This is a genomic window from Paenibacillus diazotrophicus (assembly GCF_042610465.1).
Genome location: NZ_JBGJZN010000001.1, coordinates 1,138,952 through 1,153,188 on the forward strand (window position 1 = coordinate 1,138,952; position 14,237 = coordinate 1,153,188).

The 14,237-nt window shown below is 49.6% G+C and carries 9 protein-coding genes; 1 reads left to right on the plus strand and 8 read right to left on the minus strand.

Annotation, left to right across the window (positions count from 1 at the left end; translation table 11 throughout):
• Positions 1-34 precede the first annotated feature (34 nt).
• The 6 genes from ACAN54_RS05115 to ACAN54_RS05140 form a co-directional block, all read right to left on the minus strand.
• Complete coding sequence (locus ACAN54_RS05115) at positions 35-925, minus strand: YicC/YloC family endoribonuclease (protein WP_379153220.1); 891 nt, start codon at positions 923-925, stop codon at positions 35-37.
• Positions 926-963: 38 nt separating this feature from the next.
• Positions 964-2,838: a bifunctional homocysteine S-methyltransferase/methylenetetrahydrofolate reductase gene (locus ACAN54_RS05120; RefSeq protein WP_379153222.1), complete on the minus strand. Its 1,875-nt coding sequence runs from the start codon at positions 2,836-2,838 to the stop codon at positions 964-966.
• Between the two features lie 154 nt (positions 2,839-2,992).
• Entirely contained in the window at positions 2,993-4,708 is a 1,716-nt protein-coding gene (locus ACAN54_RS05125) for a methyl-accepting chemotaxis protein (RefSeq protein WP_379153224.1), read from the minus strand.
• On the minus strand, positions 4,705-6,009 hold the full coding sequence (locus ACAN54_RS05130) for an ABC transporter substrate-binding protein (protein WP_379153226.1): 1,305 nt from the start codon (positions 6,007-6,009) through the stop codon (positions 4,705-4,707). The genes ACAN54_RS05125 and ACAN54_RS05130 overlap by 4 nt, the downstream gene beginning before the upstream one ends.
• A gap of 249 nt (positions 6,010-6,258) precedes the next feature.
• A complete protein-coding gene (dapF, locus tag ACAN54_RS05135; RefSeq protein WP_379153228.1) occupies positions 6,259-7,095 on the minus strand; it encodes a diaminopimelate epimerase in 837 nt (278 codons plus the stop codon).
• Positions 7,096-7,166: 71 nt separating this feature from the next.
• A complete protein-coding gene (locus tag ACAN54_RS05140; protein WP_379153230.1) occupies positions 7,167-9,992 on the minus strand; it encodes a calcium-translocating P-type ATPase, SERCA-type in 2,826 nt (941 codons plus the stop codon).
• Positions 9,993-10,184: 192 nt separating this feature from the next.
• On the opposite strand from ACAN54_RS05140, the gene ACAN54_RS05145 reads away from it, so the two are divergent.
• Complete coding sequence (locus tag ACAN54_RS05145; RefSeq protein ID WP_379153233.1) at positions 10,185-12,110, plus strand: Rqc2 family fibronectin-binding protein; 1,926 nt, start codon at positions 10,185-10,187, stop codon at positions 12,108-12,110.
• A 182-nt stretch (positions 12,111-12,292) separates the two neighbouring features.
• Here ACAN54_RS05145 and ACAN54_RS05150 read toward each other — a convergent pair whose 3' ends face one another.
• Both ACAN54_RS05150 and ACAN54_RS05155 read right to left on the minus strand, forming a co-directional pair.
• On the minus strand, positions 12,293-13,195 hold the full coding sequence (locus ACAN54_RS05150; protein ID WP_379153235.1) for a PHP domain-containing protein: 903 nt from the start codon (positions 13,193-13,195) through the stop codon (positions 12,293-12,295).
• Between the two features lie 49 nt (positions 13,196-13,244).
• Positions 13,245-14,144 (minus strand): LysR family transcriptional regulator, encoded by a 900-nt coding sequence (locus ACAN54_RS05155; RefSeq protein WP_379153237.1) that lies wholly within the window; start codon positions 14,142-14,144, stop codon positions 13,245-13,247.
• Positions 14,145-14,237 lie beyond the last annotated feature (93 nt).

Consider the following 14,237-nt stretch of genomic DNA (forward strand, 5'->3'; position numbering starts at 1 on the left):
CATAGGTTACATCGTTGCTTGCTTCAGATAGCTGTCATTCCAAATTCGCTGCTTGTTCACGTATCTTCTCCAGCTCAGCCTTCATATCCAGCGTGAGGTTAACCAGAGTCAGATGATTGCATTTGGACCCGATTGTATTCGTCTCCCTGTTCATCTCCTGAATGAGAAAATCCAGCTTGCGTCCTGCCGGCTCGCTTCCTTTCAGCAGAGCCTTACATTGTTCAAAATGACTATACAACCGGGTAAGCTCTTCATCAATATTACAGCGGTCGGCAAAGATAGCCATTTCCATTCCGAATTTATGCTCTTCAAAAGGGAACGTCCCGTCACTCAGCACGCTAAGACGCTGGCGCAGCTTCTCACGGTATTCGTTCACGACCACTGGAGCAAGCACAGCCATTTCAGCATGCAGCTCCTCCAGATGATTCAGCCTGTGCCCCAGATCAGCGGTTAGAAATCCGCCTTCACGTGCCCGCATCGCTATCAAGGCTTCCAGACTCTGGTTCAGACCCTGCACAAGAATATCCTTGAAGTCCTGGGACAAGTCGGATGCATGGGCATCTTCCTTGGACTCCATTACACCGGGTAGCGAAAGGACGTCTTGCAGCAGCAGCTCACCTTGAATTCCAAATTCTTCTCGCAGCTGCTCGGCAGACTTCAAATAGGAACGTACCGCCGAACGGTTCAGCACTTGTGCTAACTCAGCTTCTTCGGTATGCTCCCTGTTAATGATGACATCCACTCGTCCCCGTTTGATATGAGTTTGAACCTGTCTTCGCAGCATATCCTCATAAACCGTCCATTCCCGGGGCATCCGCAGTACAACTTCGTAGTAACGGTTATTCACCGATTTGACTTCGAATGTAATCTTGTAACCGCCGAATTGCAGGGAAGACTGACCGTATCCGGTCATGCTAAATGACAACGGAATCACATCCATTACACTATTGTAATTGATTATTACTAGCGAAACAAGGGGGACAATTTGCGTCCTTGTTTCTCCCACACATACTCCAGTAGCTGCACACTCATATCATAGAACATGAAAGGCGTCATCAAATAGATACCATTAAAATGCGCAGTAGCCGCATCCAGCAGTTCTTTGGCGATCCGTACACCCTCTGCACGTCCTTCTTCGCCTTCCAAGCCCTGCATTCGGCTTCTCACTTCCTGGGACAACTGTATGCCGGGAACTTCGTTGTGAAGGTATTCAGCGTTACGTCCGCTGGCCAGCGGCATAATGCCGATAAAAATTGGAATCTCCAGATGTGCCGTAGCCTTTGCAATTCGTTCGATCAGCTCTGGATCATAGACAGGTTGGGTCATGATATAGTCTGCACCGGAGGCGATTTTTTTCTCCAATCGTTCAACTGCCTTGTCCAAATGTTTAACATTAGGATTAAAAGCGGCTCCGATGACAAAATTCGCATTTTGTTTCAGCGGCTTGCCGGAGAAGGCGATACCGTCATTCAACTGCTTGATCATCCGTATAATCTCAAAAGAGGTCAGATCGTAGATCGAGCTTGAACCCGGCAAATCGCCGAATCTGGCCGGGTCACCCGTAACTGCCAGCACATGATCAATCCCTAAGGCATCGAAACCCATAAGATGGGACTGGGTTCCGATCAGATTGCGGTCACGGCAGGCAATATGAACCAGCGGGCGCAGCCCCGTACGAGCCTGTACCAGATGTCCCAGCGCCATGTTGCTCATCCGTGTTACAGCGAGCGAATTATCCGCCAGAGTCAGCGCATCTGCTCCTGCTCTGCGCAGCGCTTCCGCTCCACGCATGAACTTTGCGATATCCAAATCACGCGGCGGATCAAGCTCAACAATTACCGTATGGCGTTCCTTGACCAGATCAACAAGTGTCGGTTCATGGCCATCGCGTTCCTCGTTCTCTCCCAAATGCTCCTGCACTATAATTCGTTCCAGATTGTTCTGGACGGTAGGCTCCGGCAGGGGCTGCAGAGAATACCCTCTAAGTGCAGCAGAGATTTCGGTGATATGTTGTGGCGTTGTGCCGCAGCAGCCGCCAATAATACGGGCGCCCATATCCGCAAAGACCGGGGCCATCTGGCCGAAATAATCCGGCGACGCACCATACCGGTACTGGCCGTCCACATAATCTGCGATCCCGGCATTGGGATACACCGATGCGGGGAGCCTCAGGCTTCCCTGCAGCGAATTCAGCGCCCGCTTAATGCCATTAGGTCCGGTCCGGCAGTTGAAGCCGATAATATCCGCCCCATCCTGTTCAAGAATATGAAAGGCCTCCGTCAGTGTTAATCCGTCCAAGGTCCGCGCGGTCTCATCTACAGCGAGCTGGCAGATGACCGGGAGCTCGCTGAGCTTGCGGACTGATCTTAATGCCAGATGCAGCTCCTCCACATCATAGAATGTTTCCAGCATAATCCCGTCAGGCTGCTCTTCCAGAAGCGCCGAAAACTGCTGGGTATAAAACCGCTTCAGCTCCGAGCTGGACAGATTTGCCCGTTTACCTGCACGGATTGAACCTACCGCACCTACAACGTAACCGTTATCTCCAGCGGCATGCCGTGCGATCCGCACACCTGCGCGGTTGATATCAGCCACCTTGGCCTCCAGGCCAAATTTGGACAGCTTATCATAATTGGCGGAGTACGTATTACTCTCTAGCAGCACCGCTCCCGCTTCCATATAGCTCCGGTGTACATCTTCAATAACCTCCGGAGAGGTCAGATTCAATTCTTCATAGGAGATACCGACCGGGAAGCCTTTTTGATATAAAAAAGTTCCCATCGCTCCGTCTCCGACCAACACGTTATTCTTCCACGCAGAGCGCAAATCCGGCTTCACCGTAAGAACCTCCCCTATTCAGTCCATAGTTTCATACTAATGTAACATAAAACGGGATGGATGATAAGCTTTCGCCAGGTAAAAGCTAAACGTCTTATCCGAACTAAAAAAAGCAAATCTCCGTATTGGAGACTTGCTGTAAACACATGGAAAATCAGCTTATTCTGAATTTCCCGGCGAGTTCTAATAATTCTTCAGACATTTTTGCCAGAGCCATAGAAGCACCATTGACTTCTTCAACCGTCGCCAGCGTTTCCTGCGCAGAAGCTGATACACTCTGTGTCCCGTCAGATGTCTCATTGACAATTGCAGATATTCCTTCAAAAGTTGTAACCAGATTATTGGTATCACTGGACATTTCTTTGGAAGCCTCGGAAACTTCACTTATCTCAGCGGTCACACCATTCATGGCCAATTCTATTTGTTCAAAAGCTTCCCCCGCTTCAGTGACAGAACGGATGCCCACAAGCACCACTTCTTCGCCTTTCAATACCTTGGATACACTGATTTCGCTCTCCACCTGGATACTCTTGATGACCTCAGATATCTGTTTTCCTGACATTGCAGTTTGGTCAGCAAGCTTCTTCACCTCAGAAGCTACAACCGCAAAACCTCTGCCTGCTTCTCCTGCACGCGCTGCTTCGATGGAGGCATTCAAGGACAAAAGATGGGTCTGCTCTGCAATCTCATTAATAAAGTTAATAATCGTACCGATTTCCTTTGATTTCTCACCCAGGGATTTAACGGATATGGCAACCTCAGAAGAATTATCCTGAATCGATGCCATTTGCTGTATAGCTAATTTTACGGCGTCTGAACCCTGAACCACAATTTGTGAGGCATTAATAGCTGATTGATTCACACTGAAGGCACTTTCTTCTATAAAAGTTGCCTGTTCATTCATCCTGTTTACCATCTTCATGCTTCCGGCTATACTTTCAACTTGTTTATCCGTACCTTGGGCCAGATCCTCAGTAGTGCGGGCAATATGTTCAGTGGCCTGGCTTGTCTGTTCCGCACCTGCTGTCAGTTCTTCGGCTGAAGCTGCAACTTGCTCGGCATGAGAGCCGATTTCCTGAATCAGATGGCGCAGATTGCCTGACATGTGATTAAACGAAACTGCCAAATCGCCAAGTTCATCCTTATTCTTGATATGAATTTCGTTAAGTGTCAAATCGCCATCTGCAATACGGACTGCCGCTGCCTGCAGCAACTTGATGGGCTTTGATATCTGACTGCTGATCAGTAGAGATGACCCCACTGCTGCTATTAGCGATATGATACTGATTCCAATGATTGTCGTTTTCACATCTTTTGCACGTTGCTGTGCCATTACAGTTCTAGCATCAGCTTCCGTCTGTTCCGTGGTAACCAGGTTACGGGCTACTTCAACAAACTTATCCAGTACGACGCTTTGGTTAACTGCAATAGAGACAACGCTCTCTAGATCACCTTTATTTTTAGCGTCAATCATCTGATCAGAGATTACTATAAATTGCAGTTGCAGCAAATCTAGTCCGGCCAAAATCTGCTTTTTACCGGGATCCGTTATCAGTGATTCCAGCTTTGCATGATGATCCGTGAATTTGAGGCGTGCAGCTGCATAACCATCCATTTTTTTCGGATCAGCGGATATAATATAATCGGATACATTGGCATGTTCAGATTCGATGGTAGTGTTCAAATCTTTGATTAAACCAATGGTGGCCACTTGCTTTTTCAGGAGGCTGGTATAGGTTGCATTAATTTGCGAAAGATACATGTATCCGGTAGCTCCGAGAAACACCAGCAAAACCAAAACAATACCAAACCCTACATATAAACGCTGCTTGATACTTTTCGCTTGTAAAAACCCCTGGATTCTATTCACTTGTTTCCCTCTCCCCTTGGCCCCAAAATCTCTTCAGCTTGTGCTCTGAACGTGCTTGCAGCCACCTCCGGTGTAATACTGCCGGCATATAGGTTTTTTAGTATAATTTTCAGAGCGTTTTGAACAACTGTATCAGACAACGGTGCCGGCGGATCAATAGGGGTAGAGTGCTTGGCAATATAACTCATATATGTGTATTGTTCTTTCCCCTGTTCGGTGGACTGGCTGGATAATTCTTTTGCAATTTTAGCAGCAATCGGAACCCCTCTGTCACCCTTGAGAATGTTATTCGCTTCCTTGTTATTGGTGAGAAAATCAATGAATTTAACCGCCGCTTCCTTATGTTTAGCATAAGAAGATACCATTATGAACATGGAAGGTTTCACAAAGTTCCCTTCTGCAGTAGCTCCCTCGACCGTAGGAAGGTTCATGATTTTCAGCGTTCTGCCCGCTTCTTCACCGTTAGAGACCATTTGGTTGCTTACAAGTTGTAAAAATGCCGCTTTCCCTGTTGCCAGTGGATTTTTCTCATCCTTGGACGAATCTGTACCGGGGTTCAGAAGCCCCTGATCCAGCCATGTTTTCGTCAGTGTCAGATATTCAACCAGGGTAGCATCTTTGAAGCCAAGACCCGTTTTTTCCTTATTGTAAAAGGACTCACCCTTCATTCTGAACCAATAAGATAAATCAAACATTGCATGCAAAGGATAAAAACCCGGTGTTTCCACCTTATCTTTAAATTGCTGCATGGTTTGCTGCAGATCCTGAATGGAATACGAATCTTTAAGCGGCTCTATGCCATACTGTTCAAACATAGCAGGGTCATATCCGATTCCGAGGGCATTTGATCCCAAAGGGATACCATACTGCTTCCCCTCATACTGCCCTGAGGCCAAATAGGATTTATCCACATCCGACAGATCAAGGATTTTGGATTTGATATACGGTTCAAGCGGCTCGATCAAATTATGGGTGACATAGTTAAAAGCAAAATTATAGTCCGTTTGCATAATATCCGGTGTTTTTTGCTCAGCGGTATCCATTGCCAGCTTTTGCGCTACCTCGGCAGTTGAAGAATAATCCTCTGTACTAATTTTTATATTGGGATTCTCTTTCTCAAACATCTCTATAACCTTTAAGGTGATCTCCTTACGGGCCGGTTTACCCCACCACACAAAATTCAATGTGATTTGTTCATCCTTCTGTACTTCTTCGCTCTCTTTTCCGGCACAACCCACAAGTGATATCAACATCACAAAGGTAAATACAATAGCAGAAATACGTGTTGATTTGTGTTTCATGAATGCCCGCCTCTCTAATACGAATCAATTTCTGTAAAAATAAATTCCTATAATTGCAAGTAACTTATCATCTATATCGGCTGGTTCAGTTAATTATTGCTAAGTTTTTTCGACTTATTTCAACAATAAGAAACTATTCCTATTGTGTATAAATTCACATTTCTACATAAATGCGAAAAAGAGCTACTTCCAAGTGAATAATCCACTCGAAAATAGCTCTAGTTATTAATTCATCTTATAGAAGGGCCGTTAGATATCTATAGAACCAGTGTAAACCACCTGAGCCGGACCGGTCATGTAGACATGATTGTCTTGTTCGTTCCATTCAATGTACAGATCCCCGCCCTTCAGACTGATCGTCGCGGAGCGGTCGGTGAGACCATTCATCACAGAGGAGACTAATGTGGCACAGGCGCCGGTTCCGCAGGCCAAAGTAGGTCCCGCGCCGCGTTCCCAGACACGCATATCGACATGTCCGCGGTCCAGCACGGTAGCGAATTCAACGTTAACTTTTCTCGGGAACAGCGGATGAACTTCCAGCTTCGGTCCCCAAGTGTTCAGGTCAAAGCCTACAGCATCGTCCACATAGATTACGCAGTGTGGATTGCCCATGGATACAGCTGTGAATTTGAACTCTCTGCCATCCGCTTCAATCGGCTGATCCAGTACCGGCTCAGCGTCAATAGCTACAGGTATCTGTGTTCCCGACAATACAGGCTCGCCCATATCAACCGTAACAGTCTCCACCACGCCATTATCCACCTTCAAAGATACTTTCTGTTCGCCGGCACCGATAGTTTCGATAACGATCTGCTCCGAGCTTACCAGGCCGTGCTCATAGACATATTTGGATACGCAGCGGATCGCATTCCCGCATTGTTCGGCTTCCGATCCGTCTGAATTCATGATGCGCATCATATAATCGCCGCGTTCAGACGGCAGGATATATACCAGTCCGTCAGCACCAATGCCGAAGAACCGGTTACACAGCTTTACTGCAAGCTCAGAGGCATTGGCAGGAAGCTCCTGTTCGCCGAAAACGATAATAAAGTCATTGCCAAGGCCGTGCATTTTGGTAAATTCCATTGAGATCCCACTCCTAAATGTTATTAACGTTAACCAAGCATACCTTAAGGAGTAGGTTTAAGCTATTGATTTTATGCCGAAATTTTTGTACTTTTTATCATCGTCCGTCCTCCGCTGCGGCTGCGGTTTTTCTTACCACCCCAGACACTGCCCGCTCCCATAAGGAAGGTGGGGATGCCAGCGGTGACAAGTACCAGACACCATTCACGGAAGCTAAGCGGCACAGTCTTGAATACTGGCTGGAGCACAGGCAGATACATAACTGCCAGCATCAGCAGAACAGATGATAGCACCGCTAGCACCAGATATTTGTTCTGGAACGGATTCCGGTGGAACACCGAACGGGAGCTGCGGCAGTCGAAGACATGAATCAGTTGAGCCATAACCAGGGTGGCAAAAGCAACAGACTGCGCCCGAATCAGCTGCTGCGGACTGTTTGGGTCAATTCGCAGGGTAAGCCAGAATGCAGCCAAGGTGCACAGGCCGATTAACAGCCCTCGGCTGATGATTTTCCAGCCGAGACGGCGGGCAAAGATATTTTCCTTGGATCCGCGCGGCTTGTGTTCCATCAAATCTTTCTCGGCCTGGTCCACACCCAGCGCCATCGCTGGCAGGCCATCGGTCACCAGGTTAACCCAGAGAATCTGGATGGGAACCAGAGGCAGAGGTAATCCCAGCATCATGGCAAAGAACATTGTCAGAATCTCTCCGACATTCGAGGCGAGCAGGTAACGGATGAATTTACGGATATTCTCGTAAATGTTACGCCCTTCTTCGATTGCAGCTACAATAGTAGAAAAGTTGTCGTCACCAAGGATGAGTGCTGATGCTTCTTTTGTTACATCTGTACCTGTGATGCCCATGGAGATCCCGATATCCGCCGCTTTGATCGCCGGAGCATCATTAACACCATCTCCGGTCATAGCCACCACATGTCCATGACGCTGCAGCGACTTGACAATACGCAGCTTGTGCTCAGGGGAAACCCGGGCATATACATATACGTTATCCGACACTTTATCCAGTGCATCGTCGTCCATCCGTGTAAGCTGACTGCCGGTCAATACAGTGCCGCCACGCTGCAAAATACCCAGCTGATGGGCAATCGCTTCAGCAGTGGTACCATGATCTCCAGTAATCATTACTGTCTTAATTCCAGCTCTGCGGGTGATACTGATGGCATCACGGACCTCACGGCGCGGCGGGTCGATCATCCCGGCCAGTCCGGCGAATACCAGCTGGCATTCCGCCTCTTTTTCACTGCCCGCAACTTCTCCGGAGCGCATATCCCTGTAGGCCATTCCCAGTACCCGAAGTGCGCCTGAAGCCATTTCTTCATTGGCCTCCAGCACCTTCTGGCGCAAGGTAGGCGTACAAGGCACGACTGCACCCTCCCACAGCATATAAGAGCAGCAGCTCAGCAGAACATCCGGTGCACCTTTGGTGCAGATCATTTTACCACCCGGATGCTTCACAACCACTGACATCAGCTTGCGTTCCGAATCAAACGGGAACTCTGTTTCCCTTGTATAGGTTACAGCGAGCGACTGCGCAGTGAGCCCCATTTTTGCGGATAAGGCGACCAGCGCCCCTTCTGTAGGATCACCTTTCAGCTCCCACACGGACGACTGAACCATATTCTTGTCGGCTTCACTGCCCTTTTCTTTCTCCTTGCCTTTGCGCTTGCCGCGCGTTTCTCCGGGAGCAGTCTCAATAATCTCTGCGTTGCTGCACAATGCACCGATTTGGAGCATGCGCCGAAGGCTTTGGTCATTTTTCAGGTCAATGGGCTTGCCTTTTTGCAGCACATGTCCGATTGGAGCATAACCCTCACCCGTAACCTCCAACTTACGTCCGGCGCTCCATAGCCGCGTAACCGTCATTTTGTTCTGAGTCAGCGTCCCTGTCTTGTCGGAACAAATTACCGAGGCGCAGCCAAGTGTCTCGACCGATGGAAGCTTGCGGACAATGGCCTTGCGCTTGATCATCCGTTGAACGCCGAGTGCTAGAGCAATGGTGACAATTGCCGGCAATCCTTCCGGAATCGCGGCTACCGCAAGGCTTACCCCGGCAAGGAACATAGCAGCAACAGGCTGCCCGTGTAAAATACCCGCCGCGACAACTACAATCGTTAATCCTAATGAAACATAGATCAGAATTTTACCCAGCTGCTCCAGCCGGTGCTGGAGTGGAGTTTCCTGGGATTCGGTATTCAGGATCAGATCGGCAATTTTGCCCATCTCGGTATCCATGCCGGTTCTTACCACGATAGCCCGGCCGGTTCCCCGTGTGACCATCGTGCCCATGAACCCGATATTTTTCTGGTCACCAAGTGGAATTTCTTCGGCATGAATGGTTTCCGAGTGCTTCGAGACAGGCAGCGATTCACCGGTTAGCGCAGACTCCTCGGCGTACAGGGCGCTGCACTGGAGCCAACGGACATCTGCCGGAATCCGGTCACCGCTCTCCAGCAGCACAATGTCCCCAGGCACTAGCATTTTAGCAGGAATATGCTCAATCTTACCGTCCCGCAGCACTTTGGCAGAGGGTGCCGAGAGCTGCTTAAGCGCACGCAGCGAACGTTCTGCGCGGAATTCCTGTACAAAACCCAGCACTCCGTTCAACATAATAATGGCGACAATCGTTATGGCATCCAGGTATTCTCCCAGCAGACCGGACACCAGTGTTGCTCCCATCAGCACCAGCACCATAAAATCCTTGAACTGGTTGAGCAGCAGGATAAGCGGGGATATCGCTTTTCCTTCCGACAGCTCATTGTGGCCATTCTCCTTTAACCTCTGCGCGGCATCCTCTCCGCTTAGGCCCGATCCCGGATGAACGCCGAATAATTGCTGCAGTTCCTCTGCACCGAGCCGGTGCCAACTTTTTTGTTCCATATTTCTTCTTTCCCCTCCCGGTCGTTTCTTGACTTCCGGCGGCGCACAGCTTTTCCACCTGTTCATGTCCAAGTGTATTCATGGTCGTCCCAAAATATCACCTTCGCCCGGCTTCTCCTTTTGCGCAATTGTGTCAAAGTATGGCATCATAGAGAGAGTAACTTTATTATCAGGCGACAGGAGAACATGATTATGGCATTAGACGGCATTGTAACCAAAGCGATCGTGCATGAGCTTCAGCCCTTTATAGGTGCACGCATCGGCAAAATATATCAGCCCAGCACACACGATCTAATCTTCATCCTGCGTGGCTCCGGCGGTGGCGGCAAGCTGCTGCTCTCGGCCAATCCTACTTATCCGCGGGTTCATCTGACCGACAGAAACAGCATTAACCCGGCGGAAGCGCCGATGTTCTGCATGCTGATGCGCAAACATTGTGAAGGCGGAGCCATTGAGAGCATCACTCAAGTAGGTATGGAGCGCATTATTCATATTCAGGTACGGACACGGGATGAGCTCGGGGATGTATCGGCCAAAAAAATCATCATCGAGCTGATGGGCCGCCACAGCAACATCATTCTTACCGATCTTGCGACAGGCACCATTATCGACGGTATTCATCATGTTACACCGACGATCAGCAGTTACCGGAATGTTATGCCTGGTATTGCCTATATTGAGCCGCCGCAGCAGCATAAGCTGAATCCTCTGGAAATTGATCAAGAGTCATTCATCGATCTGGCAGCAGCTGCCGAGCAGGAAGCACGTTCAGCCGGCTCCGGTGAAGATCAGGAGCCCGAAGAGATCATTGAGGGCGAGCTGGCCGACCTATTGAAGTCGCTGGAGGAGCCTAAGGTTGACGGTTCGGGGGGACCGGCGCCATCCGCAGATCCTATAGGCTGGATAGTGCATGCCTTCAGCGGCATGAGCCCTCTGATTGCCGGTGAGATTGTGCGGAAGAGCGGCGTGACCGGCGCTGCTGCAGCAGATGGCTCCGCAGGTGAACCTTCTGTGGCTTCACCTGATTTGGATGAACATTGGACGCAAGGGATCACTTCCTTATGGAGAGCCTTCGACAAAGTGCTTGCACCCGTACGGGCATGCAGCTTCTCCCCGATGTCAGGAGCGAATGCCAAAGGTAAGCCTGTCTTCTCGGCCATTACACTGACACTTCCGGATGAGCATGTGAAGCATTACAGCTCTATCAGCGCCTGCCTGGAGGATTATTACGGAGATAAAGCCGAACGAGATACAGTGAAACAGCGGGTTAGTGACTTAATTCGTTTCCTGAGCAATGAACGGACCAAAAATATCAAGAAGCTCGCCAATCTGCAAAAGGACCTGGACGAAGCCCAGGATGCCGATCAATTCCGGATCTGGGGCGAGCTGCTGTTCGCTTCATTACACGCCGTCTCCAAAGGCGACAAGCAAGCCACGCTTGTGAATTACTACGATGAGGACCAGGCAGAAATTACTATCCCGCTAGATCCGCTGCTCACCCCCTCAGACAATGCACAGCGGTATTTCAAGAAATATAATAAATACAAGAACAGCCTGCTGGTGATCAATGAACAGTTGCTCAAAACCCATGAGGAAATAGCCTATATGGAAACACTACTCCAGCAGTTGGCCCATGCTTCATTGAATGACATCGAAGAAATCCGCGATGAGCTTGTAGGTCAGGGCTACCTGCGCGACCGTAACAAGAAGGGCAAGAAAAAGAAAAAAGTCACCCGCCCTACCCTGCAGGTATTCACTTCCTCGGAAGGCGTGGAAATCTATGTTGGCAAAAACAATCTTCAAAATGAATATGTCACCAACCGTCTGGCTTCAGGCAATGATACCTGGCTGCATACCAAGGACATTCCCGGCTCTCATGTAGTGATCCGGAGTGAAACATTTGGAGATGCTACCCTCGAGGAAGCTGCACAGCTGGCTGCTTACTTTAGTCAAGCCAAGCAGTCGAGCAGCGTCCCTGTGGACTGCACACTCATTCGTCATGTCCGCAAACCTAGCGGAGCCAAGCCCGGCTTCGTCATCTATGATCATCAGAAGACTCTTTTCGTCACTCCTGACGAGGAAAGGATCAAGAGTCTGCCGAATACGCTCAAGAGTTAACGCATACTTAGGATTGCTGCTGCAATATTGAGCGCAACCTAAGCTCTAACCTAAACATAAAGAACCACCAGCCGCATCCGTCCTTTGGCTGGTGGTTCTTTATGTATCAAGAATTCGTTGACAGCATAAGCGGGGGGGTGCAAATAAAGGCATTTCTGCCGTTATTCCTACCTATTTTTCACCTAAGCTCCAGATGCCTCGCCCTTCAGCTGTTCCAGCACCGACACCGGTACCGAGACACTGCCGATCTCTCCATGGAATACAACACCTTGGCGTGCACCGTGAAAATCCGAACCGCCGGTGACCAGCAGCCCGTACTCTTCAGCAAGCGAGAGGTAACGATCTTCATCGGCCCGGTTATGATCCGAATGGTAGGCTTCGATGCCGCGCAGTGTGCTGCGTTCAATAATACCGCGGACCAGCTCATCATCCCCGTAGATTCCCGGATGAGCTAGTACAGCTGCCCCTCCTGCTTCGGCAATCCATTCGCAAGCCAGCTCCGGCGTAATACGCGGCGGTGACACATAAGCTGCTGCACCTTCAGCCAGGTATTTGTCAAATGCATCGCGCATATCTGAGGCGGCACCGAGTCGAACCAATGCGTCAGCGATATGCGGACGCCCCACGCTCTCGTCCGGTTTCAGTTCCCGTCCTATACCTGTGATGACTTGGTCTAGAGTAATGTCGATGCCGAGTCCCTGCAGCTTAGCAATAATAGCCTCATTCCGCTGCGCGCGGGTATCTCTTTGCTCCGCAAGCCGGGACAGGAACAGATCCTGCTCCGTATCCATGTAATATCCCAACACATGGATCTCTTTACCGCCGGCTCGTGTACTGATCTCGACACCAGGAACAACGGTAATACCATATTTCCGCCCAGCCTCAAGCGCTTCAGCAACTCCGGCTACCGTATCGTGATCCGTGATTGCCACTGCCGCCAGCCCTTTTTCATAGGCCAAACGCACATTCTCAGCCGGAGGCTGCATTCCGTCCGAAGATAATGTATGGGTATGCAAATCGGCTCTGCCTGAGAAACCGCTGCCTGTCTGTTCTTTTAAATAGTTATTCATATGATTCTGACCCATCGCTTCTCCCTGCCCTTCAGGTCTAGTATTTACAACATAATTATACTCTTTACTGATCTCCTGCATGGTCACGCAAAAACGTCAAAAACGTCACCGCCGAGATAGGCAGCAGCGTCGATTTGAGATGGATCGCATAAAACTGCCTTTTAAACGAGGCATCCGCAATGTTGACAATCTTCAGTAATCCCAGTGCCACTTCATGCTTGACCGAGGAGGTAGAGATTATAGTGAGGCCGAGCCCTGCTTCCACCGCAGATTTCACAGCTCCTGTACTTCCCAGCTCCATCACCACACGCATCGCTCCCGGGTCTAGTCCTTTGGCCAGCAATTGTTCTTCCATGACCCGGCGTGTTCCCGAGCCCTGCTCGCGCAGAACAAACGGATGCTCCAGCGCTTCAACAAGTGTGACTTCGTCTCTCTCAGCCAGCGGATGCTCCCGGGGCACGATCAGCTTCAGCTCGTCCCCCATCACCGGTTCAATGACCATATCCGGATGAGAGATCGGCGCCTCAATCAGGCCGAAATTCAGCTGATGTTTGTGAATCTCCTCCAGCAATTGCGAAGTATTCATTACCTTCATCACTATAGAAATATGGGGGTAAGTTTTGCCGAATGGACCTAACAGGCGAGGCAGCACGTACTCCCCAATAGTCAGACTTGCCCCCAGCAGCAGTCGTCCCTCCAGCATATGAGTAAATGCCGACATCGCCTGGTCCGTATCACGCATCAGCTGAATGCTGCGCAGTGCGAACGGCATCAGGGTGCGGCCTGCTTCTGAGAGTATGATTTTTTTGCTGGAACGGTCGAAGAGCTTAGCTCCAAAATAATCCTCTAGCGCCTGAACCTGCATGGTCACTGCAGGCTGAGTCATGTGCAGCGTCTGGGCTGCGGCAGAGAAGCTTCCACGCTCTGAAACGGTATAAAAAATATGCAGCTGATGAAAATTCATCCTCATTACTCCTTCATCAAAATCCAAGTAGAAACGGCTACGCCTTCCTTAAATGTAGTGTAGGCCTACTATTTCTCTATATCAAAAAAAGAA

Bases quoted from the DNA above. Each gene is read 5' to 3' on its own strand.
- ACAN54_RS05155 (WP_379153237.1), bottom strand. From the start codon at position 14,144: ATGAATTTTCATCAGCTGCATATTTTTTATACCGTTTCAGAGCGTGGA.
- dapF (WP_379153228.1), bottom strand. From the start codon at position 7,095: ATGGAATTTACCAAAATGCACGGCCTTGGCAATGACTTTATTATCGTT.
- ACAN54_RS05150 (WP_379153235.1), bottom strand. From the start codon at position 13,195: ATGGGTCAGAATCATATGAATAACTATTTAAAAGAACAGACAGGCAGC.
- ACAN54_RS05140 (WP_379153230.1), bottom strand. From the start codon at position 9,992: ATGGAACAAAAAAGTTGGCACCGGCTCGGTGCAGAGGAACTGCAGCAA.
- ACAN54_RS05130 (WP_379153226.1), bottom strand. From the start codon at position 6,009: ATGAAACACAAATCAACACGTATTTCTGCTATTGTATTTACCTTTGTG.
- ACAN54_RS05145 (WP_379153233.1), top strand. From the start codon at position 10,185: ATGGCATTAGACGGCATTGTAACCAAAGCGATCGTGCATGAGCTTCAG.